The sequence below is a fragment of the Nonomuraea terrae genome (assembly GCF_004348995.1).
Lineage (GTDB): Bacteria > Actinomycetota > Actinomycetes > Streptosporangiales > Streptosporangiaceae > Nonomuraea > Nonomuraea terrae.
This window is the reverse complement of the sequence record NZ_SMKQ01000035.1, coordinates 16,957-42,360: the sequence shown is the minus strand read 5'-3', so window position 1 is coordinate 42,360 and position 25,404 is coordinate 16,957. Positions and strand designations below refer to the sequence as shown.

Below are 25,404 nucleotides of genomic sequence, written 5' to 3'. Positions count from 1 at the left end.
GAGTCTAGCCGCCGAGCGGGAGGAGAATCAGGGCGAGAATCGCCGCCCCCAGCGTGAAGTCGAGAACCGCGCAGAACTCCGCCATCGAGCGCGCCACGACCTTGCCGGCCCGCCAGACGGCGACGTCCTGCACGGCGTGGCCGATCAGGGCCGCCGCCACGAGAGCGCCCCCGGCCTCGGGGGAGAGGGACAGCGCGAACACGGCGGCGGCCCCGAAGACCAGCATCGCGGGCAGTTGCGCGGCGGTGAGCCCACCTTGGCGCAGCAGCCCGGCGGTCAGGCCGAGGACGACGACGGTGACCGCGCTGGCGATCAGGAGCGGCCATGGATCCACGTCGAACACCTTCAGCAGCGTCACCGCCACCACCGAGAGCCCGAACAGCACCCACACCATGCCCGGCCGGTCGATCACCGCCGTGGCGAGGTAGATGAGCGCGGCCAGGTACACGACGAACCCGAGGGCGCGGCCGTCCCGCGCGTCCGCGAGGTTCAGCGCGGTGGCCGCCAGCCCGCACCAGGTGGGCCAGCGGCTCGCGAGCGCCGCGACCACCCGGCCCGGCGACGACCGGTGCGTGGGCACGGCCGGGGACTCGGCGGGGGACTCGGCGGGGGCGATCCGGGCGTGAGGAGTGTCGGTCATGCTCATGATGCTGGAGCAGGGCGCCGCCGACAGCCGAGGCGCTGCGGTGATATGTCGTAAATATTGGGAGGCATGTCCTGTCGGACTACACTCGGCGCGTGAACGAGCGTCTGGTCGTCGTGGTGGGCTACGACGACGCCGAGCTGATCGAGATCGCCGCCGTCACCACCAGCCTCGGCATGGCGAACAAGATCGGCTCGCCGCGGGAGCCGTACCGGACCGCCTTCGTCACTCCGGGGGCGCGCCAGATCACCCTGCCCACCGGGCTGGCCCTGGCGGGCGGCGACGCGCTCGAACGCATCACCGGCCCCTTCGACACGGTGGTCGTCGCCGGCGGCTGGGGGCACCGGCGGGCCGCCGACGACCCGCTGATCGTCGCCCACGTGCGCCGCATCGCCCGCGAGAGCCGGCGCGTCGCGTCCGTCTGCACCGGTGCCGCCATCCTGGCCGCCGCCGGGCTGCTGGACGGCCACCGCGTCACCACCCACTGGCGCTGGGCCGGCGACCTGGCCGCCCGCCACCCCGAGGTGAGCGTCGACCCCGGCCCGATCTACATCCGCGACGGCGACCTCGTCACCTCCGCGGGCGTCACCAGCGCGCTCGACCTGTCGATGGCGCTGATCCAGGAGGACCACGGGCCCGAACTGGCCCGGCGGGTGGCGCGCGAGCTGGTGATCTACCTCCAGCGCCCGGGCAACCAGGCGCAGATGAGCATGTTCACCGCCGCGCCGCCGCCCGGCAACGACCTGGTCCGCCGGGTGGTCGACCACGTCGGCTGCCACCTCGGCGACGATCTGTCCACCACCGCCCTGGCCGCGGTGGCCGGCGTCAGCGCCCGCCACCTGACCCGGCTCTTCCTCGCCGAGCTCGGCCAGACCCCCGGCCAGTACGTCCGCCGGACCCGCCTCGAAGCCGCCGCCCACCTGGTGGCCGGCACGTCGCTGACGATGCCCGCCGTGGCGGCCCGCTGCGGCTTCGGCTCGGCCGAGACGCTCCGCCAGGCGTTCGTCGGCGCGTACGGCGTCGCCCCGTCCCACTACCGCAACACCCACGCCCACAGCCGCCCCGGGTAGCCCGTGGGGTCAGGGCCCTTCGACCGCGTACGTGACCAGCGTCGTCAGCACCTCCTTGACCGACGCGCGCTCGCGCACGTCGCACAGCACGATCGGGATGGACGGGTTGAGCCCGAGCGCCCGCCGCACCTTGTCCGGGTCGTAGCGGCGGGCGCCCTCGAAGCAGTTCACTCCCACCACGAACGGGATGCCGCGCTGCTCGAAGTAGTCCACGGCCGGGAAGCAGTCCTGCAGCCGGCGGGTGTCGGCGAGCACGACCGCGCCGAGCGCGCCGAGCGCCAGCTCGTCCCACATGAACCAGAACCGGTCCTGCCCCGGCGTGCCGAACAGGTAGAGCCACAGCCCCTCGCGGATGGTGATGCGGCCGAAGTCCAGCGCCACCGTCGTGGTGATCTTCTCCTCGACGCCCGAGGTGTCGTCCACGCCGACGCCCCGGTCACTCAGCAGCTCCTCGGTGTGCAGCGGGCGGATCTCGCTGATCGTGCCGACCATGGTCGTCTTGCCGACGCCGAATCCGCCGGCGACCAGGATCTTGATGGCCAGGGCCGGGGCGACCGCGGTGGTCCCCGGCTCAGAGGCTGCGTAGCCCATCCAGCACTTCCCTGTAGATGCGTTCGTCGATCGTCTGCGCGGCCGGGCGCGGGCGCTCGATGCCGACCAGGCCCTCGCGCCGCAGGTCGCCCAGGATCACCCGGGTGATGTTGACCGGCAGCCGCAGGTGTGCCGCGACGTCCGCCACCGGCTTGGGCCGGCGGCACAGCGCCAGCACGGCGTGATGCTCCGGTTGCAGGTCCGCGGGCGGGCGCGCCCCGAAGACCGTCGTGACGATGGCCACCAGGTCGAACATCTCACCCTGGGGGCGCGCCCGGCCCCCGGTCAGCCCGAACAGCCGGATCAGCGGCCCGGGATCCTCACCTGTCACGGCCCGCGCCGTTCCAGACGGGTGCCGGTGCCGCCCCCCTCGGCTGCGCGCTCAGGTGCTCGCCGACCCGCTTGACCATCAGCGCCATCTCGTACGTCACCAGGCCCAGCTCGGCGTCGCCCGAGGCGAGCACGGCCATCCGGGCGCCCTGCCCGGCCGCGGTGACGAACAGGAAGCCCTCGTCCAGCTCGATGATCGTCTGCCGTACGCCGCCCAGGCCGAAGTGCCGCCCGGCGCCCGCGGCGAGGCTGTGGCTGCCCGCGGAGATGGCCGACAGGTGCTCGGCGTCCTCCCGGGTCAGGTCGCGCGAGGCGCCCATGGCCAGCCCGTCGGCGGACAGCACGATGGCGTGCCGGACGCCGGGGACGCGCTGGGCGAGGTCGTCGAGCAGCCAGCTCAGTTCACTTCTGGAATCGGGCATCGGGATGGTCGTCCTTTCCGTTGCGCGCGTCGTGTTCCTGCCCCGCCTGGCTGCGGCCCTGCTGCCAGCCGCGTTGCATGGACGCCATGATCCGTGCGAGCTCCTCCGGCGAACGCTCCGCGGCCACGCGCCGGTCGGCGCGGGCGTCGGTGCGCAGCTGGGGAGCGAGGCTGGCCTGCGGTATCCGCATGGGCAGCCCGTCGAGGTCCTCGTCCGCCTCGTGAGCGGGCACCGTGACACTCCACCCGGCCGGCGGCCCCGGCCGCTCCGGTGACGGGCCCGGCTCGGTGGGCGCGGGGCGTCGTGGCGGGCCGGGCTCGAACCAGGTGGACGGCTGCGGCCCCGAGGCGACGGCCACCCCGCCGCCCTGCGGCGGCCTGGACGGCACGTCCGGGTCCGTACCTGTCGTGGACGGCGCGCTCGCCGCGCTGAGCGCGCGCGGCGGCCTGGCGCGCCCCGCCGGCCCGGCTGAAGTCAGCGCCAGGACGGGCGTCAGCGCGGGCGGCTCGGCGGGGGAGAGCAGCGTGCTGGGCAGCAGCACGATCGCGGTCGTCCCGTCGTACGGCGAGCGGCGCAGCACCACCTTGATGCCGTGTCGCACCGCCAGCCGGGCCACCACGAACAGGCCGAGCCGGTCGCTGTCGGCCAGGTCGAACTCCGGCGGGTCCGCCAGCCGCGCGTTGAGGTCGGCGAGACCGGCCTCGGTCAGCCCGAGACCCCGGTCCTCCACCTCGATCGCGAAGCCGTTGGCCGCCGTCATCCCCCGCACGTGCACGGTCGTGTCCGGCGGGGAGAAGACGGCGGCGTTCTCCACCAGTTCGGCGACCAGGTGGATCACGTCGGTGACCGCGCCGCCCGCCAGCAGCGCGGGGTGCTGCATCGGCACCACGGTGACGCGCGTGTAGTCCTCGACCTCCAGCACCGCCGCCCGTACGACGTCGAACAGCGGCACCGGGTCGCGCCAGCGGCGGGCGGGGGAGGCGCCGGACAGAATGATCAGGTTCTCGGCGTGCCGGCGCATGCGGGTGGTGAGGTGGTCGAGCTTGAACAGGTCCTCCAGGACCTCCGGCTCCTCCACCCGGCGCTCCATGGTGTCGAGCAGCGCGAGCTGGCGGTGCAGCAGCGCCTGGTTGCGCCGGGCCAGGTTGAGGAAGACCTGGCCGACGCCCTTGCGCAGGGCCGCCTGGCCGACGGCCGCCTCGACCGCGGTGCGGCGTACCGCGGAGAAGGCCTCCACCATGCGGTCGACCTCCGCCGTGGCGGCGGGCTCCAGCACGGGGGCCTCGGCGGCCGGGTCCACGTCGTCGCCGCGGCGCAGCCGTTCGACCAGGCGGGGCAGCCGCTGCTCGGCCAGCTCGACCGCCGACCTCTGCAGCCGCGTCAGCTCGTCGACGAGCGAACGCCCGAACCGGAACGACAGCGCCAGCGACAGCAGCACCGCGGCCAGCCCCAGCAGCACGACGAGGCCGATCCGCAGGTACGCCCCCGTCTTCAGCTCCTCGCTCTCGGCCTGGACGCGGGCCAGCTCCGTCTGGGTGTCGCGGTTGATCGCGGCGAGCACGGTCTCGGCGTCGCCGCGCCACGCGAGCGCGCCGACCGGTGGCGTGCCGGCCGTGTCCCACGAGAACAGCAGGTCCTCCACGGCCTCCAGCCGCTGGTACGCCGAGCTGGCCACCAGCGTGTCGTACTTGGCCCGCAGCTCGGGCCCCACGTCGCGCCCCGCGTTGGAGAAGGCGAGCCGGCGGCCGGTCATCGCGGCGACGAACGCGGCCCGGTCGGTGGGCGTCATCCTGCGGTGCACGATCGTGCTGGTGAGCACGGCGTGCTCGCGGCCCAGGTACTCGGCGGCGGTGCTGTAGGCGGCCATGCCGCGCACCGCCTGGAAGGAGGAGACGTCGCTCAGCACGTCGCGGTCGTTGAACTGCCGGTTGGCCACGGCGATCAGGCCGTCGTACGCCTGGATGATCGTCAGCGGCGGCGCCAGCACGCCGCCGTCCGCCGACGCGCGCAGCTCCTGCAGCCCGTCGAGTGCCTGCACCATCGCCCGTACCTGCTCGGGCTGCTGCCCGCTGTCCGGGTCGGCGGCCACGGTCCCGATCACCTCGCGCAGCCGCGCCACCTGGCCGTCGGTGACCCGCCGCTGCTCGGCCAGCGGCCGGTGGGCCGCCGTGCTGCCCGGCGCCTCCGCCGAGAGCTGCCGCTCCCGCTGCAGCTCGACGATCAGCTGCAGCACCGGCGCGCCGATGGCCTCCCACCGGTCCTGCGTCTGCGAGACCGTCCTGATCTCATCGACGCTGGAGTACGCGATGAACCCCCATAACGCCACCATGGAGACCAGCGGAAGCAGCAGGATCCTGAGCAGCTTGGTACGAATCGGCGGGGGCGAACTCATGCATCATGTCCAATTCCGCGCGTTCTGGTGCGCTAGGGCAGCCGTGATCCGGTACCGCCCCCCGAAGAATGTCCGCCACGACTGGCTACGTCTGTGACCCGTCCACTATGCCGATGGGGCACATGTACTTCAAGGTGCGCATGTGAGGAAAAATCACGAATGGCGGGTTGACTCTTTGTCAGCATACGGTTCGTGACGGTGACGGCCCTCGGCTCACTCATCGTGACAGCCGGTTGCGCGGCCGCGGCGATTTTGTCATGCCCTTTATGTAGGAATCTCCCGGAATTAGCAGTGAAAGCCGCCCCCGTGGTCTTCTGTCTCCCGGGGGACGGGGCGTGAGCACACGGTTGGGTCATTCGCTGCGGACGCGCCTGGCGCTGTTCGCCAGCATCGCCATGCTGCTGCTGAACATCGTCGTCGGCGCGTTCGTGCTGTTCGGCATCCGCGGCGAGGTCGCCGACATCCGGGCGCACGACGTGTCGGGCAAGGCCGTACGCGTGCTCCTCATGGTCAAGCGCAACACCTTGCCCCGGATCCTCGACGCCGACGGCCTCGACGGCATCCAGGTGGTCGACGCCGCCGGGCGCCTGGTCGCGTGGACGCCCAACCTGTCCGGCGAGCCGCGCCAGCTGAACGCGCTCCCCCGCCGCGGCCTGGCGAACGACAGCGCCGAGATCTGCGGCCTGCCCGCCTTCCACGAGGCGTGCAAGCTCGTCGTGACCTTGGTCGCCTTCCAGTCGGACGGCGAATGGGTCGTCTACGCCTTCGGCCCCGCCATCCCCTGGTACGTCAGCCTCGAGGCGCTGCTCTTCCAGATCGGCGTCACGCTGCTGCTCGTCGGCCTGACCTGGTTCGGCGTCTCCCGCGTCGTCTCCAGGACGCTCGCGCCGGTCAGCGGCATCACCAGGAGGCTTGGCGAGATCAGCGCGGGCGGCGGCGGGATGCAGATCCCCGTCCCTGAGTGCGACGACGAGATCCGCGACCTGGCCCGGACCGCCAACCAGACGCTGGAACGGCTCCAGACGGCGCTGCGGCAGCAGGAGGCCGCGATGGAGCAGCAGCGCAGGTTCGCCGCCGACGCCTCCCACGACCTGCGCAGCCCGATCACCGCGATGCGCACCCAGATCGAGGGGGCCCTGCTGCACCCCGAGGACACCGAGTGGCGCGAGGTGGGCGGCGAGGTGCTGACCAGCCTCGACCGGCTGCAGGCCATCGTGGCCGACCTGCTCACCCTGAACAAGCTCGACTCCCAGGTCACCGCCGAGCGGGTGCCGGTGGACCTGGCCGGTCTCGTCAGGGACGAGACCGCGCGGGCGCGCGCCAAGCACGTGACCACCTCGACGCGGGAGGGCGTGGTCGTCTCCGGCGACCGCCTGCAGCTGGCCCGGCTGCTGACGAACCTGCTGGACAACGCCGAACGGCACGCCGACAGCCGGATCGCCGTGACCGTGCGGCGCGAGGACGGAACGGCCGTCATGGAGGTGCTCGACGACGGCGCCGGCATCGCGCCCGAGCAGCGTGAGATCGTCTTCCAGCGCTTCACCCGCCTGGACGCCTCACGCAGCCGCGACGTCGGCGGCACCGGGCTCGGCCTGTCCATCGCCCGCGAGATCGCCCAGGTCCACAACGGCACCCTCACCGTCGAGGACTCCGACACCGGCGCCCGCTTCGTCCTTCGCCTGCCGCTCTTGGAGGGTCTCAGCGACCGGCCGGAGTGATGGGGGCGATCCGCTCGGCCAGCTCGGCCAGGTACGCCTGCCACGCGCCGTCCGCCGGGTCGGGCACGGCCGCGATCACGTGGTCGATGCCCATGGCGGCCAGGTCCGCGCACCGCTTGACGCTCTCCTCCATGCTCTGCCCTTCGGCGATGCGCATGTGCAGGGTCTTCTCGATCTCCTCGTACGGCCGCCCGAGCCGTTCGCAGTGGGCGCGCAGCACGCCGAGCTTGTGCCGGACGTCGGCGCCGTACAGGAGGTTGCCGGCGTCGGCGTACTGGGCGACCAGGCGGAGGGTCTTCCTCTCGCCGCTGCCGCCGATGAGGATGGGCGGGTTCGCCTGCGGCGCGTTGAGCGTCCGTTCCAGGCGGTAGTGGCGGCCCTCGTACGGCCCGTCCGCGTCGCTCCACATGAGCCGGGCGATCCGCAGCGTCTCCTCCAGCCGCTCGAACCGTTCGGCCACCGGCGGGAAGCGCAGGCCGAGCCCGCGGGCCTCCGCCTCGTACCAGCCGGCGCCGATGCCCAGCACGGCGCGGCCGCCGGAGAGCGCGTCCAGGGTGCTGACCTGCTTCACCAGCAGGCCGGGCTCGCGGTGGCCGACGCCGGTCACCAGCGCGCCCAGGGTGACCCGGGAGGTGAGCGCGGCGGCGTACGACAGCGCGCCGTACGCCTCCAGCATCGGGTCCTCCACCGCGCCGAAGTTCGGGATCTGGAACAGGTGGTCCATCACCCACAGGCTGCGCAGGCCCGCCCGGTCGGCGCCGACGGCGACGGCGGCGAACCGCTCGCCGATGGCGGCGTCGCCGCCGGGCCACAGGAAACGCGGGCAGGTCAGACCGAGGTCCATGAGAGCACTCCTTGAACGGGTGAGAAGGGGGAGCGCCCGCCGCGGGAAGAGCCTCACCACGGATACGCGGGCACGAAAAAACCCTCTCGCCGAAGCGGAGAGGGCTGTGTGTTCTCTTATTCTCTCACGGCCGGGGGCCTGGGGATCACGTCTCACGGCCGGGCCCGGGGATCACGCCGGCACCGTCCTCGCGGTGCCGGCGCGGCTGTGGCGCCCTTCAGGACGTCAGGAGACGGTCAGGTAGAACGCCGTGTCACGCCCGCGGTCGCGCACGTCCCTGCTGTGAACCCCGATGACGTCGACCCGCCAGTTCCCGCACATCGGCGCACCGACGTGAACCGACAGCACACGGACGGCGTGGTCGTGGCCCGCCGGCGTCGCGTGGACCGCCTGTGTCTCCTCCAGGTTGACGCTCGGGTCGACCGCGACGCAGTAGTCGCCGGCCCCGACGCGCCAGGTGCGGATGATGTTCGTGCCGTTCTCCAGCGAACCGTCGGGAGCGACCAGCGCCGACGCCTGGGCGTACGGCGTGTCGGCCCCGGCGGGAGCCGTGAACGTCAGCACGGCAGCGCCCGCGAGCGCCCCCGCGGCGAGGCGGTGGATGGTTTTCACGATCGCCATCGGTCAGAGAATCGCGAGATCGAAGCCGCCGTCGGCGGGCCGGTTCGTGATCGTGCTGTACACCTGGACGGTGACCGTGTTCTCCTGGTTGCCGCAGACCGCCGACGGGCTGCGGTAGGCGATGAAGGGCAGTCGCCTGGCGTGCCGCGGGGTGAGCTGGATCAGCGAATCCGCCACGTCCACCCGGCTCTTGACCTGCACGCAGTACGTTCCGGCCGCGGCACGCCGCGAGTGGATGATGTTCTTGGAATTGATCAGCATGCCGTTCGCGTTGACGATCGCCGCGGCCCTCGTGTACGGGGCGTAGATTTCGGCGTTCGCCGCCGGGGCGGTGGCCAGGACGAGACCGGCGGCGGCCAGTGCGAGCCCGCCCGCCAGGGTACGACGGAACATGGAGTCCCCTTTCGGTTACACACAGAAGTGATCTGCAGCCGAAAACGTAGGTGAGCGGAACCCCTCACGCCACGAACCACCCCGCACCGCGATCCCCAAGAAAAATTGACCACTAGGGCGGAGAAGCGACCGTTCCACCGGAAGAAAAGGGGCGAATTATGAGAAGCCGGCAAGGCTTCCGCGCGTGTCACCGGATCCGGACGGCCGCGTCCTGCTGATCCGGGTCCGTGACGACGGGAACGTCGTGGTGCCCGCCGCCTGGCTCCTGGCCGGCGGGCTCAGCGCGGTGCCAGGCGGGTCAGCAGGTCGTGGGCGCCGTCGCTCAGGTCGCTCGCGAGCAGGCCGTTCATCACGGACGGCCGGCCGCCCGGCTCGGCGCCGGACGCGGGTCGCCGTTCCGGCCGTGCGCGCACACCAGGACCTCGACCGGCTCCCCGGGCACCAGCGACTCACCCTGCCCGCGCCGCCCCGGCACGCCGGCACACGGGTCGGCCCGCTGGGGGAGCCGCCAGACGCCTTCGCGGTACGCGGCCGCGAGGCCCGGCCCGATGTACGCGGGTGTCTCGGCCGTGCCGTTCGTGGTCGTCACGCAGGAGTTGGGCTCCTCGGCGCTGCCCACCCACAGGGCGCGCCCGTCGGGGTAGGCGAACCGGAGGAGGTAGTTCGTCGGCAGGCCGCCCCTCAGGGTGCACGCCCGCCCGGGGAGGTGCCGGGCGACCGGCAGATGGGCCAGGTCGCGCGCCATCGCTGCGGCCTGATCGGTCAGCGTCCGCGACCCGGCCAGCGGCTCGCCGCCCGTGCCCGCGTTCTGGCCCGGATAGACGCAGATCAGCGCGCTGACAGGTTCCCCGGGCACCAGCGTGTCCTCGACCTCGTCCAGGTCGGCGGCGGCCGGCACCCAGCCGCCGATCTGCTCGGAGCCCCATCGCGCGGGACAGGTGCTCGGCACCGGCCGTTCCTCGCCCACCGCGTACGGGACGACGACGGCCGCCGCGCACGCCACGACGACGGCGGCGGCCGTGAGCCCGATCCAACCGGCACGTTTCACACCATGAACACGCCCACGGGCCGCCGCCGGTTCACCCGGCGACGGCCTCCTTGGCGGCGTGGTCGATGGCGGCCAGCTCGTCATCGGTGAAGTCCAGCCGGTCCACGGCGGCCACGTTCGTCTCCAGCTGCTCGGGGCTGGAGGCGCCCACGAGCACCGACGTGACGCGCGGGTCGCGCAGCGCCCACGCCAGCGCCAGCTGCGCCACCGTCTGCCCACGGGACTCGGCCAGCTCCGCCAGCGTCCGGACGAACGTCAGCACCTGCGGCGTCACCCGGTCCGGCGTCAGGAAGCGGCCCTCGGCCGCCCGCGAGTCGGCCGGGATGCCGTTGAGGTAGCGGTCGGTCAGCAGGCCCTGCGCCAGCGGCGAGTACACCACGCAGCCGACCCCTTCGCGCTCCAGCACGCCCAGCAGGGAATCCTCGATCCGCCGGTCGAGCAGCGAATAGGGCGGCTGGTGCACCAGGAGCGGGGTGCCGAGGTCGCGCAGCAGCCGCGCCGCCTCGGCCGTGCTCTCCGGCGAGAAGTTGGAGACGCCGACGTAGAGGGCGCGGCCGGTGCGGACCATGTGGTCGAGCGTGGCGAGCTGCTCCTCCAGCGGGGTGTCCGGGTCCTCACGGTGCAGGTAGAAGATGTCCACGTAGTCGAGGCCGAGGCGGGCCAGCGAGCGGTCGAGCGTGGCCAGCAGGTGCTTGCGCGAGTTGCCCTTGCCGTACGGGCCGTCCCACATGGGGTTGCTGCCCTTGGTGGTGATGACCACCTCGTCGCGCAGCGACCTGGGCAGGATCCGGCCGAGCGCGGCCTCGGCGGCGCCGATCGGCGGGCCGTAGCGGTCGGCGAGGTCGAAGTGGGTGATGCCGAGGTCGAGCGCCCGGTGCAGGATCGCACGCTGGCTTTCGAGGGTCTTGCCCTCGCCGAAGTTGTGCCACAGGCCGAGGGACACGGCGGGCAGGAGCAGGCCGCTGCGGCCGCACCTGCGGTACGGCTGTCGTTCGTAGTCCAAGGATGACCTTTCGCGGAAGATCCGGATTTGCCGTGCTCAGTTAAGCACCCTCTCCACCTCGTCCGCCGCCGCCCCGGCCCCTCCGGCGGCGGCCAGCTCGCCGTGCATCCAGCGCAGCCGCTCGCGTACGCGCTCGTCGGCGGCCACCCCCTCGATCGCCTCCCACAGCGCCGCGCCGGTGACCCCGTCGGCGGGCAATGCCTGGCCCAGGCCCAGCTCGGCGATGCGGTCGGCGTTGGCGCGCTGCTCGGCCATCTGCGGCACCGCCACCATCGGGACGCCGAAATGCAGGCTCTCCATCGTGCTGCCCATGCCCGCGTGGGTGACGAACGCCCGGGCGTGGCGGAGCACGGCCAGTTGCGGCACGCGCGCGTGCACCTCCACGTTGGGCGGGATCGGGCCGAGCGTCGCCGGGTCCACTCCGCCGACGGCCAGGACGACGTGCCAGGGCCGGTCGCGCGCCGCGTCCAGCACCGTTCGGTAGAAATCGGGCCGGTGGTTGTAGGCGGTGCCCAGCGAGACCAGCAGCACCGGACGCCCGTCGCCCGGCGGCTCCCAGCCGCCCTCGCCGGCCCGCTCGCTCAGGCCCGGCCCGACGAACACGTAGCCGTCACCGAACGTCTCGCCCGCGTACTGGAAGGCCCGCGGCAGCATCACCAGCCGGACCGCCGCCCGGTCGCCCCGCATGAACGCCCGCACGTCGCCGAACCCCTCCTTGCGCAGGAACCGGGCCAGGCGCACCCCGGTGCGCAGGAAGCCGAAGCTGAGCGGGTTGACCGTCGTGTAGTCGTGGTGCATCGACCAGTGGTCGTTGCCGACCAGGTTGGGCCAGGTCTCGACCGAGGGCACCTGCCAGCGTTCGGCCAGGATGCGGCCCCACCAGCACATCGTGCCGTCGTGGACGACCAGGTCGGGCCGCTCGCCCCCGTCGAGCTGGGGCAGGGCCGCCCTGGTCTCCTCCAGCAGCAGGCCCATGGCACGGACCAGTTCCTTGCCGTGCATCTGCGGCGCGTCGCCGGTGTCGAGCGACTCCCAGGTGGAGGTCCAGGGCACGATCTCGGCGCCGGTCTCGGCCACGCGGGGCGCGTTCGACTCGTCGGTGGCGAATGTGACCCGATGGCCCCGCCGGACGAGCTCGGCGATCAGGCCCAGCTGGGGGTTGACGTGGCCCGCGCCGAGGGGGGCGAAGAACGCTATCGTTGCCATACCGCTGTATTTTAATACCACGGTATGACAAAAGGAGGGATATGCCGAAAAAGGTCGACCACGAGGAGCGGCGGCGGCACATCGCCGAGGTCGTGCTGCGCATCGCCGGCCGTGACGGCCTCGACCAGGCGAAGCTGCGCGACGTGGCGGCCGAGGCGGGCATGTCGCTCGGCTCCGTGCAGCACTACTTCGGCAGTAAGGACGAGATGCTCCGCTACGTGGTCCGCTATCTGGGCGAGCGCGTCACCGAGCGGATCCTGGCCGGGATGGGCGAGGCGGGGGAGCGGCCGGTGCGCGCGTTCCTGCTGTCGATGGCGGCCGAGGTGCTGCCGCTCGACGCCCGCCGCCGCGCCGAGCGCCGGGCGGGGCAGGCGTTCGAGGCGCGCGCCGTGGCCGCGCCCGAGCTGATCGGCGACCTTCGCGAGGGCGACCGATGGCTGCACGGCCGGGTGGCCGAGCTGATCGCCCAGGGGGTGCGTGACGGCGAGCTGCGGCCCGGCCTCGACCCGGGGCGCGAGGCCGTCGTGCTGCTCGCCCTGCTGGAAGGGCTCGCCTCCGCCCTCGTGGTCGGCGTGCGCGAGCCCGCCGAGGCGCTCGCCGTGGTCCGCTACCACCTCGACCGGCTGACCGTTCTTTACTGATGTGTACATAACGCGCTAGCCTTCCGCCATGGGAAGGCCGCGCGAGTTCAGCGATGAGGCAGTGGTCGACGCCGCCATGGAGGTGTTCTGGGAGAAGGGGTACGAGGCCACGTCCACCCACGACCTGTGCGCCCGCACCGGGCTCGGCCGCGGCAGCCTCTACAACGCCTTCGGCAGCAAACACCACCTGTACGAGGCCGCGATCCGCCGCTACGCCGACACCTGGGCGCAGGCCCAGCTCGAGATGCTCGACCGGCCTGGACCGGTCAAGCAACGGTTGCGGAAGCTGATGCTGGGCGTCATCGACGCCGACATGGGCGACCCCGGCCGCCGCGGTTGCCTCGCGCTCAACGCCGCCACCGAGTCCAGCGGGCGCACCGAGTCCGTCGCCGCGCTCGTCCACCGCCAGTTCGCCGACCTGGAGCAGGCCGTGCTCCGGCTGGTGCGGGTCGGCCAGAGCAGCGGCGAGCTGTCGTCCGGCCGGCCGCCGGAGCAGGTGGCGCGGGCCTTCCAGAGCGCCTACTACGGGCTGCGCGTGCTCGCCAAGGTCACCGATGACCGCGACGCGCTGCTCGACGTCGTCGAAGGGGCCGTCGCCGCTCTTTGATCCCCTCCAAGGGGGTGCCTTCTTGTGCTGCGCCAGTTCTGTACTGACCTGTAAAGAAAGCGGAAGCCATGAGACCTGTGGCCGTGCCGTCCTTGATGGTGTGCGTGTTCGGCATCACGACCGGTGAGTTCGTCATCGCCGGCATCCTGCCCGGCGTCGCCGGCGACCTCGCGGTCTCCATCCCCGCCGCCGGGCTGCTGGTGACGGCGTACGCCATCGGGATGGTCGCCGGCGGGCCGTTGCTGACGGCGCTCACCACGAGGTTCCCGCGCAAGCCGCTCGTCATGGTCCTGCTCGCGATCGCGATCGCGGGCAACCTCGGCTCCGCGCTCGCGCCGTCCTATCCCGTGCTCTTCGCCGCCCGGATCGTCACCGCGCTGGTGACCTCGACGTTCTTCGCCAACGCGATCGTCATCGCGGTAGCCACGGCGTCACCGGACCGGCGGGCGTCCACCGTGTCGCGGCTGGTGTTCGGCATGAACCTGGCGATGATCCTGGGCGCGCCGATCGGCACGTTCATCGGTGAGCGCCACGGCTGGCGGGCCGCGTTCCTGGCCGTCGCCCTCTGCTGCGCGGCCGGGTTCCTGCTGGTGGCGCGGCTCGTGCCGGACGTACGCGACGCCGCCCCGGCCACCTCCGCCGTGGCCGAGCTGCGCGTCCTGCGCGGCCGCGACGTGCGGCTCGCCATCGCCGTCACCGCCGGCGAACACGGGGCTGCTCATGGTGTTCACGTTCTTCGCGCCGCTGGTCACCGGCGTCACCGGGTTCGCCGCCGGGGCGGTCGCCGTCCTGCTGCTCGTGTACGGGATCGGCGCGGCGGCCGGCAACCTCGCCGGCGGCCGGCTCGCCGACCGCGCGCCCCGGCGCTCGCAGCTCGGGCTGCTCGCGGCGCTCGCGGCCGGGCTCGTCGTGATGTGGGCGGTCAGCGGCAGCATGGCGGCCACCGCGGTGATGGTGTTCGCCGTCGGCGCGCTCGGGTTCGCGGTGATCCCCGGCATGCAGGCGCGGGTCCTCGCCACCGCCGCCGCCGCGCCGACCCTGGCCATGGCGGTGAACGCCTCCGCCTACCAGCTCGCCGCCGCCTTCGCGGGGTGGCTGGGGGGCCGCGTCATCGACACGGGCCTCGGCCTGCCCGCCCTCTACCTCGCCGGGGCCGCGGTCACCCTCGCGGGACTGTCCCTGAGCGCCTACGCCTGGCACCACGCCGGCACGCAGCCGGCGCCGCGACCCTGATTCGCCGCGGCTCACGTGACCGGCGCGCACCCTGGGGGCGGGGGTGGGCCGACCTGGGCTTTGCGTAGCGGGCCGGGCGCGGAGGCTCGCGGATGCCGGATGTCGGGGTGAAGGACGCCGTGACCTCCTGGTTCCTGATCTGCGCCCGATGTAGTTCGAAAATCAACCAATTTTGCTGTTACGTGGTCGATTGAGGGGTCCCGTCAAGGCTATGTGAAATGAGTGAATATTGGATGATTTGTCACGATTTGGGTGCTAGCGTCGTTTTTGGAAATCAACCAACGGGGGAGGAACCATGGCTAGTCCGCATGTGTCCCAGGTTGGCTTCCACCTAGGGGGATGCCCGCGCCGCTGGCGTCGCCGCCGCTCCTGCCGCCGCCGTCGCAGGTGGTGGGGTGGCTGGGGACACTGGGACGACGACTTCTGGTGGTAGTCCAGCCCTGTGAGAGCCGAGCGGCTGAAGCCGCCGGCTCTCTTTCATGTCCGGGTGTCAGAGTGAGCGTTTGAACGGTGCCAGCGCGGCGGCGACGGCGTCGTCGACCGTTTCGTGGATCGGGATGTGCGCCACCACGCCGGTGATCTCGAAGAGCCGGGCGGGCAGACGCTGCACGGCGGCCAGATGGATCGCGCCACCATGTCGGAGACAGTCGGTGGCGCACGTCAGCAGCACGTGCAGGCCAGAACTGTCCATGAACGGCACCTGGGAGAGGTCGAACACCACCGCGTCGGAGGGCGCCCGCCGGGCTTCGCTGAGGTAGCGCTCGATCTGCCCCCGGTTGGTGGCGTCCATCTCACCGCAGACCATGATCACCGTCACGCCGGTCAGATGCCGGTGCGCCAGCCCCAGCGACGGCATCTACGGGCTCACCGCCCGTGGAACATGCATCATCAACGAAGCATAATCCGCGGACGTCGCCTGCGACATCCCGCTTACTCGCCGCGGCGCAGGAGTGACAGCATCGTCTGGACCAGCACCCGCTCGACCTCGTCCGCCGCCAGCCGCCCCGCCTCCCGCTCCTGCGCGGCGCTGTGGACGACCGAGAAGAAGACCGTCACCAGCCACGGCAGCGGCAGGTCCGTACGGAAGTCGCCGTCGCGCCGCCCCCGATCGATGAGCCGCTCGACCCGCCGCAGCGGCCGCTCGTGGTGCTCGCGGATGCGCTCGGTGGCCAGGACCCGGTCGGCGGCCAGGAACAGGCGGCGGTGCCGGTCGAGGATCTCCCACGCGGAGCGCAGCAGCCGCGCCATGGCCTCCGGCGCCGGCGCTGCGTCGATCGACTCGTTCTCCAGCACGTCGTCGGCCATGCGCACCGCGTGGTCGAGCACCGCGTCGACCAGCGCCTCACGCGACGGGAAGTGACCGTACAGGGTGACCCGGCCGACCCCCGCCGCCTTCGCGATGTCCGCGACGCTGGCCGTGGGATCGGCGCTCAGCAGCCGCGTTCCCGCCTCCAGGATCGCGGCGATGTTGCGCTCGGCGTCCGCGCGCCGGGCCGGTACGGGCTGTCGTGCGGCGGTCTTCACCATATGCCCACCCTACGACCGCGCCCCGTCGTGCCCGGACGGGGGCGCGCGCTTGTCAGAGCTCCAGAGCGCGGTCCATCAGCGCCTGGAGGGTGACGGCTCCGACGAGGCGTTCGTTCTCGACCACGGCGACGACGGGGCTGCGGGTGCGGGCCATCAGCGCGGCCAGCTCCAGCACGGTGGCCTTCGTGTCGGCCACGGGCAGCTCGCGCGGCTGCTCCGGCAGGCACTGGCGGACGGTCTTGCCGTCCAGCCGGTGCAGGAACTGGTCGGCGTGGGCCTCGTCCACCACCCGGGCCAGCGCCGGGTCGTCCTGGCAGTAGCCCGGCACGGCCAGCCGCAGCACCTGAGTGCCGGGCAGGATGGTGAGCGGCCGCAGTTCGTCGTCGACGAGGATCAGCCCCGGAAGGTCCTGCTCGGCCAGCAGTCTGGCGGCCTCCATCGCGGGGGTGTCCATGGTGACCGTCGGGAACTCGACGGCGAGATCGCGTGTGCGCATCAGTGGCCTCCGTCGCCAGCCTAGCCAACGGGCTCCGCCCGCGGCGCTACGGCAGCTCGGCGAACCGTTCGACCTGCTCGGTGCGGCCGGACACGAGCACCACGTCGTCGTAGGACAGCTCGGTGTCGGCCGTGGCGTACGTGAACTCCTCGCCTGACGGCTTGACCGCCACGATGGTGACGCCGTACTTGCGGCGCAGGTTGGAGCTGCCCAGGGGCACGCCGACGTACTCCTTGGGCGGGGTGGTCTTGGCCAGCGCGAAGTTCTCGTCGACCTGCATGTAGTCGAGCATGCGACCGCTCACCAGGTGCGCCACCCGCTCGCCCATGTCGTGCTCGGGGAAGACGACGTGGTGGGCGCCGATGCGGCTCAGGATGCGGCCGTGCTGGGTGCTGATCGCCTTGGCCCAGATGTCGTTGATCTCCAGCTCGACCAGCAGCGACGTGGTCAGGATGCTGGCCTCGATGTCGCTGCCCACCGCGACCACCGCCTGGTAGAAGTCGGGCACGCCGAGCTGGCGCAGCGCCTCCATGTCGGTGGCGTCGGCGGTCGCGATCTGGGTGATCTGCCCCGCCAGACTCTGGGTGATCTTCGGCCGGTTGTCGATGGCCAGGACCTCGGTGCCGCGCCGGGTGAGCTCCAGCGCCAGCGACGTGCCGAACCGGCCCAGGCCGATGACGACCACCGGGTCGCCCTTGTACTCAGCCAACGATGACTCGCTCCTCGGTGTAGCGCCCTCGAGAGATCCTCCGGCCGGGCTCCGGGCGCAGGGCCCTACCGTAACAGTGCCCAGGACGGCCACCGTACTTACCCGTCCTTGACGGCAAAAGCACGCGATCTTGACGGGCGTGATGTGGCACCGTGGGCGACATGTCAGACGAATTGCCCCTGCCCATGACGGTCGACGAGGCGATCGCCGCGGAGAAGTCCGGCCGCCGCCTCAAATACCTCTTCTTCTGGGGCCACCAGCCCGCACGGGACGGCGGCGTGGGCCCCGGTTGCCTGAGCCAGTGGTGGCCGATCACCTTCACCGAGGACGGGCACACGTACGCCTCCGCCGAGCACTACATGATGGTGCACAAGGCGTGGCTGTTCGGCGACGGGGAGAGCGCCGCCCTGATCCTCGCGGCCGGGCATCCGGGCGAGGCCAAGGACCTCGGCCGAACCGTGCGCGGCTTCGAGGAGGACACCTGGCGGGCCCGCCGCTTCGAGATCGTCGTACGCGGGAACGTGGCCAAGTTCGGGCAGCACCCGCAGCTCAGGGACTTCCTGCTCGGCACCGGGAACCGCGTCCTGGTGGAGGCGAGCCCGCGCGACCGGGTGTGGGGGATCGGCCTGACCGCCACCGACGAACAGGCCGCCTCGCCGTCGGCCTGGCAGGGCCTCAACCTGCTGGGCTTCGCCCTGATGGCGGCCCGCGCCACCCTCCGCGACCGCCCCTGACGGCGGCCCGCGCGGCCGGGTGCGTGCGGGCTCAGGACGGGAAACGCAGGTAACGCGGCGGGACGTGGTCCGCCAGCCAGACGCCGTTCGCGCTGCGCCGGAAGGGGTGCCCGTCGCGGTGCATCGGGCCCGCCGCCACCACCAGCACCACGGGCACGCCCCGGCGCGACCCCACCCGCGTGGCCGTCTCCCGGTCCGGCGACAGGTGCACATGGTGCCGGCTCATCGGCCGCAGGCCCTCGTCGCGGATCGCCGCCAGGAACCGCCCCACGGTGCCGTGGTAGAGCACCTCGGGAGGCTCGGTCACCGGCAGACCGAGGTCCACCGGCACCGAATGCCCCTGGTTCGCCCGGATCCGCCCGTCCTCAAGCGTGTAGCGGCGTTTGTCGTTGGACGCGACGACCTCCCGCAACTCCCCGGCGGAGATCGGGAACCCGTGCTCGGCGGCGGCCCGCAGCAACGCGTCCACCTCCACCCAGCCGGCGGGATCGAGTACGAGCCCGATGCGGTGCGGATCGTGGCGCAGATGCCGGGCCAGGTACTTGGAAATGCGCGTCATGCGCCGCTCGTCCATCGATGTCATGGTGCCCTGCACCGGTCGTGCGGCCAAGCGGATTACGAAAGAGTCTCAACGTTCCCGCCACGCCCGGCGGGCATGAGAGTTTCTCTCGGTGACCGCGCAAATCCCGGACACGATCGACATCGACGGTTGCAGCCACGCCCTGGCCGCCGTCGACGGAGATCCGCTTTTCGACCCCGTCGAGCACGACCTCATCCCGGGGCCGTTCCACACGGCTTGCTACCGCGGGTACGTCTGCTCGTACACGACCGAGAACGACCGCCTGGCGCTGCGGGAGCTGACGCTGGGCCCGCACGCCACGGTGGCCGGGCGCCCGATCGGCCGTGGCATGACGGTGTTCGGCACGCAGGTCGCCGAGAACGCCGACGACGGCTCGTTCACGGCGGCCCCGCTGGACGTGGCGGTGCCGTTCTCGGGCCGGCTGCTGGCCGGGCGCGACCTCATCGCGGACGCCGACATGGGTTTCGCCCCGGGCTGGAAGTACGCGCACGTCGTCGAGTTCGTCCTCGACGCCGGCCACGTGGTCGCCCGGCGCGACAGGTCGGCGGACGTCGCCGGCGTCCGCGCCTCGATCCTCGACCGCGTGATCCCGGATCCGGACGGCGACCCGCGCGGCGCCGGCTGGGTCAGGCGCACGTTCACCCTCACCTACGACCGCACCTTCCCGCCCGGCCACCGGTAGCCGGCCGCTGACCTCGGCCGGCGGTGAAAAAATCTGCCACGGGAAGAAAGGGCAGCGCGGCCAGGAGGGGCTCGCCATGTTCTTGGCGAAGACCACGCCGTAACCGCTTATCACGCTCGGGAGCCCGACGGGCCAGGGCCATCAGGTCGGGGCCGTTGGCCACGAGGTACGGCCGCAGGAAGTCGTTCCACGTGGAGATCGCCACCGCCGCGACGATCGGCCGCGACAGCCTGACATGTTCGGCTACTGCTACACACAGCTGACCCGGAACGGCGTCTACCGCTTCGACCGGACGGCCAGGCTCGACGTCGAGCGCATCCGTGCCGTTCAGTCCGGCCCGCCGCGTCCGAACGGTGACTCGCGGTTCGTAGCGGCCGGTTACACGTGCGCCCACGGCGGGAGAGGCTCCGACCGGGCGAGCCACTGCCGGGGTGGCGGGGTGCGGGAGCCGACGATTCCGCCGACGATCGCGCAGGTCGTGTCGACGTCGCCGCCGGCCGCCGCCGTCGTCCAGAACGCGGCGGTGAAGTCGCCGAGGTTGCGGGCGGCGGCCCACAGGGTGAAGGGGACGGTGTCCTGGGCGGAGACCTCGCGGCCGTTGCCGAGCGCCCGGGCGGCGAGCACCGGGTCGCTGATCGTCAGCAGCTTCCGCGCCTGCGCGATCCCGTCGCGGACGCGGCCGGGCGGTGTGTGGCCGAGCACCTGGTCGATGAGCCCGCCCGGCGTGGGCCGGGGATCGCCGGCGGCGACGGCCGCGGCCACCGCGACGGCGATCGCGCCCGCCGCCGCCTCGGGGTGCGTGTGCGTGACCTCGGCCGACAGCCGCGCCTGCGCCGCCGCCTGGGGCAGGTCGCCGGCGAACCACGCGCCGAGCGGAGCCACCCGCATGGCCGCGCCGTTGCCCCACGACCCCTTGCCGTCGAACAGCTCGGCCGCCAGCGCCCGCCAGTCGCCGCCCGCGCGGACGAGGCGCAGCATCCGCCCGGTCGCGGGTCCGTACCCGCGGTCGAAGTCGTGGTGCGCGGCGAAGGAGGCGGCGAGCAGATCCTGATCGATGCGGCCGCGTTCGGCCAGGACGCGGTGGATGGAGCAGGCCATCTCCGTGTCGTCGGTCCACTGCCACGGCTCCGGCGGCAGGGCCCGGTCCGCCAGTGCCCCCCGGTTGCCCGGAACGAAGAACTGCGACCCGAGAGCGTCACCCGCGAGCAGCCCGCGAAGCGAAGCGGTCGCCCGCTCCAGAGGATCCCCTGACATCGCCGCCCATTGTGTCACGCGGGCGGATGACGGGGTCACGAGTCGAGGGTGAGGGCCAGGCGGCGGGGCAGGCCGGTGTTGCGGCGCTGGCCGAGGCGGTGGACGGCGAGCTCCAGGGCCTCGCGCTGGCCCACCAGCACCACCCACGCCTTGGCGCGGGTCGCCAGGGTGTAGAGGAGCTTGCGGCGCAGCATGATCCCGCCGGACTCGGCCACGATCGGCGCCACCACGAACGGGTATTCGCTGCCCTGCGACCGGTGCACGCTGATCGCGTACGCGTGGGTCAGGTCGTCGAGCTCGTCGAACCCGTAGCGCACGCTGTCGCCGTCGTCGGTGCGGATCTCGATCGCGCGCTCCTCGAGCACCACCGCCGTCACCGTGCCGGTCTCCCCGTTGAAGACCCCTTTGTCGTAGTTGTTGCGGATCGGCATCACCCGGTCGCCCACCCGGAACACCGTGGACCCCGACCAGTGCTCCGGCTTGTCGTCGGCCGCCGGATTGAGCTGCTCCTGGATGAGCCGTGCGAGGGCCGTGGCGCCCGTCTCGCCCTTGCGCATCGGGCACAGCACCTGCACCTGGCCGGGCGGCACGCCCTGCTTGCGGGGGATCGCCACCATGGCCAGGTGGGCCACCCGCTCGGCCACCCGCACGGGATCGTCGAGCTCCTCGAACCAGAACCCGCCCCCGCCCGGCAGCGCCGGCAGCCGCCCGGCCCGGATGCGATGGGCGGCGTCGACGATGCCGCTGCCGGCCGCCTGCCGGAAGACGTGGGTGAGCTGCACGCGCGGAACCGCCGGCACCCGTAGCAGGTCGGCCAGGACGTCGCCGGCGCCGATGCTCGGCAGCTGGTCGCTGTCGCCGATGAGCAGCAGGTGGCTGCCCGGCCGCACCGCGGCGGTGAGCCGGGTGGCGAGATGCAGGTCGAGCATGGACGCCTCGTCGACCACGACCAGGTCGGCCTGCGCGGGCCGCTCGTCGAACAGCGTCTCGGGGTCGGGGTCGGCCTCCTGCTGGGCGAGCATGCGGTGGACGGTCATCGCCGGCATGCCGGTCAGCTCGGACAGCCGCTTGGCGGCCTTGCCGGTCGGCGCCGCGAGGGTCACCGAGCCGCCCGCGGCCCGCACGGTGGTCGCGATGGCCCTGACCGTGTGGCTCTTGCCGCAGCCCGGCCCGCCGGTGATGATCGACACCGTGCTCGTCAGCGCCATGGTGACGGCGGCGCGCTGGTCGTCGTGGAGCGAGGGATCCTCGCGGTACGCGCGCAGCGGCAGCGTGGAGCGGGCCCGCAGCAGCGCGGCGAGTTGCGCCGCCAGCGCGACCTCGCGGCTGTGGACGTGTTTCGCGTACGCCACCACCTGCCCCGGCTGGTCGGGCGCCGCCTCCAGCACCAGCCGCCGTTCGGCCGCCAGCGCGTCGACCACCGGCCGCACCAGATCCTGGTCCTGCTCGATCAGCTCGGCCGCCTGCCTGACCAGGGCGGACACCGGCAGGTAGCAGTGGCCGTCGCGGCTGCCGGCCGCCTCCAGCCGGTCGAGCAGCGCCGCCTTGACCCGCTGCGGGCTGCGCTCGGGCACCCCCGCCTGCAACGCGATCTTGTCGGCGACGCGGAACGCGATGCCCCGGACCCGCCCGATGAGGCGGTAGGGGTCGGTGGCCAGCACCTCGTCGGCGTCGGAGCCGAACACCTGGTAGATCTTCGCGGCCAGCAGCGGGCTGACGCCGAGCCCCTGCAGCGTCACCATCAGCGCGGCGACGGCCTTCTGCTCCTGCCACGCCTGCACGATCTGCGCCTGCCGCAGCGGCCCGATGTTGACCACCTCGGTGAGCCGCTCGGGCTCGGCGTCGATGACCTTGAGGGTGTTCTCCCCGAAGTGGTCGACGATCGCGTACGCCAGCCGCGGCCCGATGCCCCGGATCAGCCCCGACCCCAGGTAGACGCGGATCGCCCGCACCGACGACGGCGTGACCCGCTCGCACCCGGTGACCGCGAACCGCCTGCCGTGACGCGCGTGCGTGCTCCAGTCGCCGAGCAGCCGCAGCGTCTCACCCGGCTGCACCCCGGCCAGCGCCCGCCCGGTCGCCACGAAGCCGGGCACGCCGTCGGCGCTCATGCGCGCCACGGTGTACGCGTCGTCGCGGACGTAGACGAGCTGCTCGACCGAAGCCTCCACGGCACCGATCCAACCACCACCCACCGACAAACCCGCTCACATGGCCGTCGGGAAGGTCTCCGGCTCGGCGTCCCCGGCGGGCTCGCCGTGCAGCGGGCGTACGGCGGTGGTCTCGTCCACCCAGAGGAAGGCGTCGTAGCGGCGGCCCACGATGGTCGGCACGTAGTTGCCCCACCGCTCCCGCTGCGGCCGGTAGACGACGCCGATCGCCCGGTGCGCCATCGGCTCGTCGTACCACTCGGCCCGCAGTCCGGCGGGCGGCACCAGGAAGAGGGCGTCGCGGCCGCCCAGCGCCTCGTGCAGCAGGGCCTCCAGTGACGCCGAGCGCGCGGGCGGCACCGGCATGCTCTGATGCGGGGCGCCCCACCGCTCGCCGGCCATGACCGTGCCCCGGTGGGTGCCGAAACCGACGAGCACGACGTCCTCGCGGTGCCGTTCGCGGGCCAGCTGCCCGAGGTTGGTCAGCCCGGCGGCCGCCATGTCGGTGGCGCGGGCGTCGCCGACGTGCGTGTTGTGCGCCCACACCACGCCCCTGGCCCCGTGGAACTCGGCCAGCCGGTCGAGGGTGTCGGCCATGTGGACGTCGCGGATGTTCCAGGAGTCGGGGCCGCCGCGGACCATCGCCCGGTAGTAGCGTTCGGCCCCGGCCACGACCTCGGCGTTCTGCCGCACACCGAGCCCGCCCTCGCCGCCCGGCGCGGTGCCGGCCACCGCGGCCAGCAGGCTCACCACCTCGTCCTCGCAGCTGTCCGGCACCAGGCGGGTCTCCAGCCCGTACCGCTCCGCGTCGTGGCCGTAGGACTCGAAGCAGTGCAGGGCCTCCATCACCGTCTCCATCTGCTCCGGCAGGTGGGCGGCGGCGTAGCGGCGGACGGCGTGCAGCGAGTCCCACAGGCTGTAGACGTCCAGGCCGTGGAAGCCGCAGCGCTCACCGGGCGGCCGGCCGGCGTTCCAGCGCCGCAGCCACCGGCAGAAGTCCACGACCTCCTCGTTGGCCCACATGAACGTCGGCCAGCGTTCGAAGGCGTACAGGGCGTCGAAGGGGTCGGCGCCGGTGGTGACCGCGTGGTGCACGCGCCGGCAGTCGGGCCAGTCGCCCTCGACCGCGACGAAGCCGAACCCCTTCTCGGCGATCAGCCGGCGGGTCAGCTCGGCCCGCCAGGCGTAGAACTCGTGGGTGCCGTGACTGGCCTCGCCGATCAGCACGAAGGTGGCCTCGCCGACCCGTTCCAGCAGCGGGCCGAGGTCCTCCGGCCCCATGAGCGGGAGCGCGGCGCGGCGCATCTCCTCCAGGTCGGTCATGCGTCGTCCTCCTCCGCGAGGACCCGCAGGCATTCGCGGGCGAGCTGCAGTTCCTCCCGCACCTGCACCACCAGGACAGGCACGGCGGCGCCGTCCGCGCTGACCGCGCCGTCGTCGTTACGGTTGCCGAGCACGGGCGGCTCGACGCCGAGCAGGCCGAGGCGGCGGCACACGGCCTCGCGCACCTCGGGCTGGTCCCAGCCGATCTCGCCGGTGAACACCAGCGCGTCGATCCGGCCGAGCGAGGTGGCCGCGGCGGCGATCTCCCGGCTCACCCGGTGGGCGAACACGCGCAGCGCCAGCGCGGCGGCCTCGTCGCCGTCCCGCTCGGCCGCGACCAGGTCGCGGGTGTCCCCGGAGCGCCCGTCCGACAGGCCGAGCAGGCCGGAACGGCGTTCCAGCCCCTCGGCGAGCTCCTCGACCGACAGGTGGCCCTCCGACAGCAGCCACACCAGCATCCCCGGGTCCACGCTGCCCGACCGCTTGCTCATGGGCAGCCCGTCCAGCGGCGTGAACCCCATCGAGGTGTCCAGGCTGCGCCCGCCCGACACCGCGCACACCGAGCAGCCGCCGCCCAGGTGCGTCAGCACGAGGTCCAGCTCGTCCGCCGGGCGGCCGAGCAGTTCCGAGGCCCGGTCGGCGGCCCAGGCGTACGACAGGCCGTGGAAGCCGTAGCGGCGCAGCCCGTGCCGCTCACGCCACTCGCGCGGCAGCGCGTACGTGGCGGCGGCGTCCGGCAGGCCGGCGTGGAAGGCGGTGTCGGGGCAGATCACGTGCGGGACGGCCGGCAGCTGCTCGCGGGCCGCCTCCAGCAGGGCCAGCGAGGGCGGCAGGTGCAGCGGGTCCAGGGGGACGAGGCCGCGCAGCCCGTCCGCCGTCTCGTCGTCCGCCACCGACGGCTGCGGCACCAGGTCGCCGCCGTGCACCACGCGGTGCGCCACCGCGCGGACGTCGCGGTCGAAGTGGCCGCCGAGGAACGAGGCCAGCTCCTCGCGGGCCGAGCCCGGGTCGGCGGCTCGCTCGCTGTGCGCGCTGTCCAGGACGCTCCCGCCCTGGACGAGGTCGAGGCGCAGGCTCGACGAGCCCGCGTTGACCGTGAGGATCGCCGCCGGCTCGTCCATCTCCGCGCCCGCTGCCCAGCCCATGCCGCCCGGCTACCCGACGGCGTTCCGGCGAAACGAACGCCT

Annotated in this window: 27 protein-coding genes and 1 pseudogene; 8 read left to right on the top strand and 20 right to left on the bottom strand. The window is 72.7% G+C overall.

The annotated features are described in order from the left end of the window. Positions 1-4 precede the first annotated feature (4 nt). On the bottom strand, positions 5-640 hold the full coding sequence (locus tag E1286_RS14860; protein WP_132612772.1) for a hypothetical protein: 636 nt from the start codon (positions 638-640) through the stop codon (positions 5-7). 98 nt (positions 641-738) lie between these two features. Here E1286_RS14860 and E1286_RS14855 point away from each other — a divergent pair, with 98 nt between their 5' ends. Then, complete coding sequence (locus E1286_RS14855; RefSeq protein ID WP_132612770.1) at positions 739-1,713, top strand: GlxA family transcriptional regulator; 975 nt, start codon at positions 739-741, stop codon at positions 1,711-1,713. A gap of 9 nt (positions 1,714-1,722) precedes the next feature. On the opposite strand, the gene E1286_RS14850 is transcribed toward E1286_RS14855, so the two are convergent. The 4 genes from E1286_RS14850 to E1286_RS14835 are packed head-to-tail and all read right to left on the bottom strand — an operon-like array spanning position 1,723 to position 5,448. After that, on the bottom strand, positions 1,723-2,304 hold the full coding sequence (locus E1286_RS14850) for a GTP-binding protein (RefSeq protein WP_132612768.1): 582 nt from the start codon (positions 2,302-2,304) through the stop codon (positions 1,723-1,725). Beyond that, the gene (locus tag E1286_RS14845) at positions 2,285-2,635 is read right to left on the bottom strand and encodes a DUF742 domain-containing protein (protein ID WP_132612766.1); all 351 of its coding nucleotides are present in this window, start codon (positions 2,633-2,635) and stop codon (positions 2,285-2,287) included. Before E1286_RS14845 ends, E1286_RS14850 begins: the two co-directional genes overlap by 20 nt. Beyond that, positions 2,625-3,056, bottom strand: a complete 432-nt coding sequence (locus E1286_RS14840) for a roadblock/LC7 domain-containing protein (protein WP_132612764.1) — start codon at positions 3,054-3,056, stop codon at positions 2,625-2,627. Before E1286_RS14840 ends, E1286_RS14845 begins: the two co-directional genes overlap by 11 nt. Further along, complete coding sequence (locus tag E1286_RS14835) at positions 3,037-5,448, bottom strand: sensor histidine kinase (protein ID WP_132612762.1); 2,412 nt, start codon at positions 5,446-5,448, stop codon at positions 3,037-3,039. Before E1286_RS14835 ends, E1286_RS14840 begins: the two co-directional genes overlap by 20 nt. A 335-nt stretch (positions 5,449-5,783) precedes the next feature. Here E1286_RS14835 and E1286_RS14830 point away from each other — a divergent pair, with 335 nt between their 5' ends. Beyond that, positions 5,784-7,166 (top strand): sensor histidine kinase, encoded by a 1,383-nt coding sequence (locus tag E1286_RS14830; RefSeq protein WP_246074863.1) that lies wholly within the window; start codon positions 5,784-5,786, stop codon positions 7,164-7,166. Here the strand turns inward: E1286_RS14830 and E1286_RS14825 are convergent. The 6 genes from E1286_RS14825 to E1286_RS14800 all read right to left on the bottom strand — a co-directional run bounded on the left by E1286_RS14825 (position 7,147) and on the right by E1286_RS14800 (position 12,281). Further along, a complete protein-coding gene (locus E1286_RS14825; RefSeq protein ID WP_132612760.1) occupies positions 7,147-8,010 on the bottom strand; it encodes an LLM class F420-dependent oxidoreductase in 864 nt (287 codons plus the stop codon). The two genes, E1286_RS14830 and E1286_RS14825, sit on opposite strands and share 20 nt — an antisense overlap. 225 nt (positions 8,011-8,235) lie before the next feature. Beyond that, entirely contained in the window at positions 8,236-8,631 is a 396-nt protein-coding gene (locus E1286_RS14820) for a hypothetical protein (RefSeq protein WP_132612758.1), read from the bottom strand. A gap of 3 nt (positions 8,632-8,634) precedes the next feature. After that, positions 8,635-9,024, bottom strand: coding sequence for a hypothetical protein (locus E1286_RS14815; RefSeq protein ID WP_132612756.1), 390 nt, complete (start codon positions 9,022-9,024; stop codon positions 8,635-8,637). Positions 9,025-9,373: 349 nt separating this feature from the next. Beyond that, entirely contained in the window at positions 9,374-10,072 is a 699-nt protein-coding gene (locus E1286_RS14810; RefSeq protein ID WP_132612754.1) for a hypothetical protein, read from the bottom strand. Positions 10,073-10,103: 31 nt separating this feature from the next. Continuing rightward, positions 10,104-11,075 carry an aldo/keto reductase gene (locus E1286_RS14805; protein WP_132612752.1) on the bottom strand — a complete coding sequence of 324 codons (972 nt, stop codon included), beginning with the start codon at positions 11,073-11,075 and terminating at the stop codon, positions 10,104-10,106. A 36-nt stretch (positions 11,076-11,111) separates the two neighbouring features. Beyond that, the gene (locus tag E1286_RS14800; RefSeq protein ID WP_132612750.1) at positions 11,112-12,281 is read right to left on the bottom strand and encodes a macrolide family glycosyltransferase; all 1,170 of its coding nucleotides are present in this window, start codon (positions 12,279-12,281) and stop codon (positions 11,112-11,114) included. Between the two features lie 41 nt (positions 12,282-12,322). Between E1286_RS14800 and E1286_RS14795 the strand changes: the two genes are divergently transcribed. From E1286_RS14795 to E1286_RS50210, 4 genes and pseudogenes are all read left to right on the top strand, one after another. Continuing rightward, positions 12,323-12,922, top strand: coding sequence for a TetR/AcrR family transcriptional regulator (locus E1286_RS14795; protein WP_132612748.1), 600 nt, complete (start codon positions 12,323-12,325; stop codon positions 12,920-12,922). Between the two features lie 28 nt (positions 12,923-12,950). Then, a complete protein-coding gene (locus E1286_RS14790; protein WP_132612746.1) occupies positions 12,951-13,529 on the top strand; it encodes a TetR/AcrR family transcriptional regulator in 579 nt (192 codons plus the stop codon). Between the two features lie 68 nt (positions 13,530-13,597). After that, a pseudogene (locus E1286_RS52035) lies at positions 13,598-14,149 on the top strand (MFS transporter); the annotation flags it as partial. Positions 14,150-14,249: 100 nt separating this feature from the next. After that, on the top strand, positions 14,250-14,762 hold the full coding sequence (locus E1286_RS50210) for an MFS transporter (protein ID WP_246074861.1): 513 nt from the start codon (positions 14,250-14,252) through the stop codon (positions 14,760-14,762). 490 nt (positions 14,763-15,252) lie between these two features. Here the strand turns inward: E1286_RS50210 and E1286_RS14780 are convergent, their stop codons facing one another. The 4 genes from E1286_RS14780 to E1286_RS14765 all read right to left on the bottom strand — a co-directional run bounded on the left by E1286_RS14780 (position 15,253) and on the right by E1286_RS14765 (position 17,494). Beyond that, positions 15,253-15,618, bottom strand: a complete 366-nt coding sequence (locus E1286_RS14780) for an STAS domain-containing protein (protein WP_132612744.1) — start codon at positions 15,616-15,618, stop codon at positions 15,253-15,255. Positions 15,619-15,692: 74 nt separating this feature from the next. Continuing rightward, a complete protein-coding gene (locus tag E1286_RS14775) occupies positions 15,693-16,289 on the bottom strand; it encodes a TetR/AcrR family transcriptional regulator (RefSeq protein ID WP_132612742.1) in 597 nt (198 codons plus the stop codon). Positions 16,290-16,341: 52 nt separating this feature from the next. Beyond that, a complete protein-coding gene (locus tag E1286_RS51270; protein ID WP_132612740.1) occupies positions 16,342-16,785 on the bottom strand; it encodes a CBS domain-containing protein in 444 nt (147 codons plus the stop codon). Positions 16,786-16,831: 46 nt separating this feature from the next. Then, on the bottom strand, positions 16,832-17,494 hold the full coding sequence (locus tag E1286_RS14765) for a potassium channel family protein (RefSeq protein WP_187368166.1): 663 nt from the start codon (positions 17,492-17,494) through the stop codon (positions 16,832-16,834). A 161-nt stretch (positions 17,495-17,655) separates the two neighbouring features. Between E1286_RS14765 and E1286_RS14760 the strand changes: the two genes are divergently transcribed. Next, positions 17,656-18,228 (top strand): riboflavin biosynthesis intermediates N-glycosidase, encoded by a 573-nt coding sequence (locus E1286_RS14760; RefSeq protein ID WP_132612738.1) that lies wholly within the window; start codon positions 17,656-17,658, stop codon positions 18,226-18,228. Positions 18,229-18,259: 31 nt separating this feature from the next. Here E1286_RS14760 and E1286_RS14755 read toward each other — a convergent pair whose 3' ends face one another. Beyond that, on the bottom strand, positions 18,260-18,787 hold the full coding sequence (locus E1286_RS14755; RefSeq protein ID WP_425464756.1) for an RNA 2'-phosphotransferase: 528 nt from the start codon (positions 18,785-18,787) through the stop codon (positions 18,260-18,262). 112 nt (positions 18,788-18,899) lie between these two features. Here E1286_RS14755 and E1286_RS14750 point away from each other — a divergent pair, with 112 nt between their 5' ends. Continuing rightward, complete coding sequence (locus E1286_RS14750) at positions 18,900-19,490, top strand: hypothetical protein (RefSeq protein WP_132612734.1); 591 nt, start codon at positions 18,900-18,902, stop codon at positions 19,488-19,490. Positions 19,491-19,868: 378 nt separating this feature from the next. On the opposite strand, the gene E1286_RS14745 is transcribed toward E1286_RS14750, so the two are convergent. The 4 genes from E1286_RS14745 to E1286_RS14730 are packed head-to-tail and all read right to left on the bottom strand — an operon-like array spanning position 19,869 to position 25,362. Then, positions 19,869-20,744 carry an ADP-ribosylglycohydrolase family protein gene (locus tag E1286_RS14745; protein WP_132612732.1) on the bottom strand — a complete coding sequence of 292 codons (876 nt, stop codon included), beginning with the start codon at positions 20,742-20,744 and terminating at the stop codon, positions 19,869-19,871. Positions 20,745-20,779: 35 nt separating this feature from the next. Next, positions 20,780-22,915: an SF1B family DNA helicase RecD2 gene (gene recD2 / locus E1286_RS14740; protein ID WP_223189960.1), complete on the bottom strand. Its 2,136-nt coding sequence runs from the start codon at positions 22,913-22,915 to the stop codon at positions 20,780-20,782. Between the two features lie 36 nt (positions 22,916-22,951). Then, the gene (locus E1286_RS14735) at positions 22,952-24,217 is read right to left on the bottom strand and encodes an erythromycin esterase family protein (protein WP_132612730.1); all 1,266 of its coding nucleotides are present in this window, start codon (positions 24,215-24,217) and stop codon (positions 22,952-22,954) included. Beyond that, positions 24,214-25,362: an acetate/propionate family kinase gene (locus E1286_RS14730; protein ID WP_132612728.1), complete on the bottom strand. Its 1,149-nt coding sequence runs from the start codon at positions 25,360-25,362 to the stop codon at positions 24,214-24,216. Before E1286_RS14730 ends, E1286_RS14735 begins: the two co-directional genes overlap by 4 nt. Positions 25,363-25,404: the final 42 nt, after the last annotated feature.

What these genes read in the sequence shown, in the direction of transcription:
- E1286_RS14860 (WP_132612772.1), bottom strand. Translation starts at nt 640, where the DNA reads ATGACCGACACTCCTCACGCCCGGATCGCCCCCGCCGAGTCCCCCGCC.
- E1286_RS14850 (WP_132612768.1), bottom strand. Translation starts at nt 2,304, where the DNA reads ATGGGCTACGCAGCCTCTGAGCCGGGGACCACCGCGGTCGCCCCGGCC.
- E1286_RS14840 (WP_132612764.1), bottom strand. Translation starts at nt 3,056, where the DNA reads ATGCCCGATTCCAGAAGTGAACTGAGCTGGCTGCTCGACGACCTCGCC.
- E1286_RS14835 (WP_132612762.1), bottom strand. Translation starts at nt 5,448, where the DNA reads ATGAGTTCGCCCCCGCCGATTCGTACCAAGCTGCTCAGGATCCTGCTG.
- E1286_RS14825 (WP_132612760.1), bottom strand. Translation starts at nt 8,010, where the DNA reads ATGGACCTCGGTCTGACCTGCCCGCGTTTCCTGTGGCCCGGCGGCGAC.
- E1286_RS14820 (WP_132612758.1), bottom strand. Translation starts at nt 8,631, where the DNA reads ATGGCGATCGTGAAAACCATCCACCGCCTCGCCGCGGGGGCGCTCGCG.
- E1286_RS14815 (WP_132612756.1), bottom strand. Translation starts at nt 9,024, where the DNA reads ATGTTCCGTCGTACCCTGGCGGGCGGGCTCGCACTGGCCGCCGCCGGT.
- E1286_RS14800 (WP_132612750.1), bottom strand. Translation starts at nt 12,281, where the DNA reads ATGGCAACGATAGCGTTCTTCGCCCCCCTCGGCGCGGGCCACGTCAAC.
- E1286_RS14795 (WP_132612748.1), top strand. Translation starts at nt 12,323, where the DNA reads ATGCCGAAAAAGGTCGACCACGAGGAGCGGCGGCGGCACATCGCCGAG.
- E1286_RS14790 (WP_132612746.1), top strand. Translation starts at nt 12,951, where the DNA reads ATGGGAAGGCCGCGCGAGTTCAGCGATGAGGCAGTGGTCGACGCCGCC.
- E1286_RS50210 (WP_246074861.1), top strand. Translation starts at nt 14,250, where the DNA reads ATGGTGTTCACGTTCTTCGCGCCGCTGGTCACCGGCGTCACCGGGTTC.
- E1286_RS14780 (WP_132612744.1), bottom strand. Translation starts at nt 15,618, where the DNA reads ATGCCGTCGCTGGGGCTGGCGCACCGGCATCTGACCGGCGTGACGGTG.
- E1286_RS14775 (WP_132612742.1), bottom strand. Translation starts at nt 16,289, where the DNA reads ATGGTGAAGACCGCCGCACGACAGCCCGTACCGGCCCGGCGCGCGGAC.
- E1286_RS51270 (WP_132612740.1), bottom strand. Translation starts at nt 16,785, where the DNA reads ATGCGCACACGCGATCTCGCCGTCGAGTTCCCGACGGTCACCATGGAC.
- E1286_RS14760 (WP_132612738.1), top strand. Translation starts at nt 17,656, where the DNA reads ATGTCAGACGAATTGCCCCTGCCCATGACGGTCGACGAGGCGATCGCC.
- E1286_RS14755 (WP_425464756.1), bottom strand. Translation starts at nt 18,787, where the DNA reads ATGACGCGCATTTCCAAGTACCTGGCCCGGCATCTGCGCCACGATCCG.
- E1286_RS14745 (WP_132612732.1), bottom strand. Translation starts at nt 20,744, where the DNA reads ATGTCAGGGGATCCTCTGGAGCGGGCGACCGCTTCGCTTCGCGGGCTG.
- E1286_RS14735 (WP_132612730.1), bottom strand. Translation starts at nt 24,217, where the DNA reads ATGACCGACCTGGAGGAGATGCGCCGCGCCGCGCTCCCGCTCATGGGG.
- E1286_RS14730 (WP_132612728.1), bottom strand. Translation starts at nt 25,362, where the DNA reads ATGGGCTGGGCAGCGGGCGCGGAGATGGACGAGCCGGCGGCGATCCTC.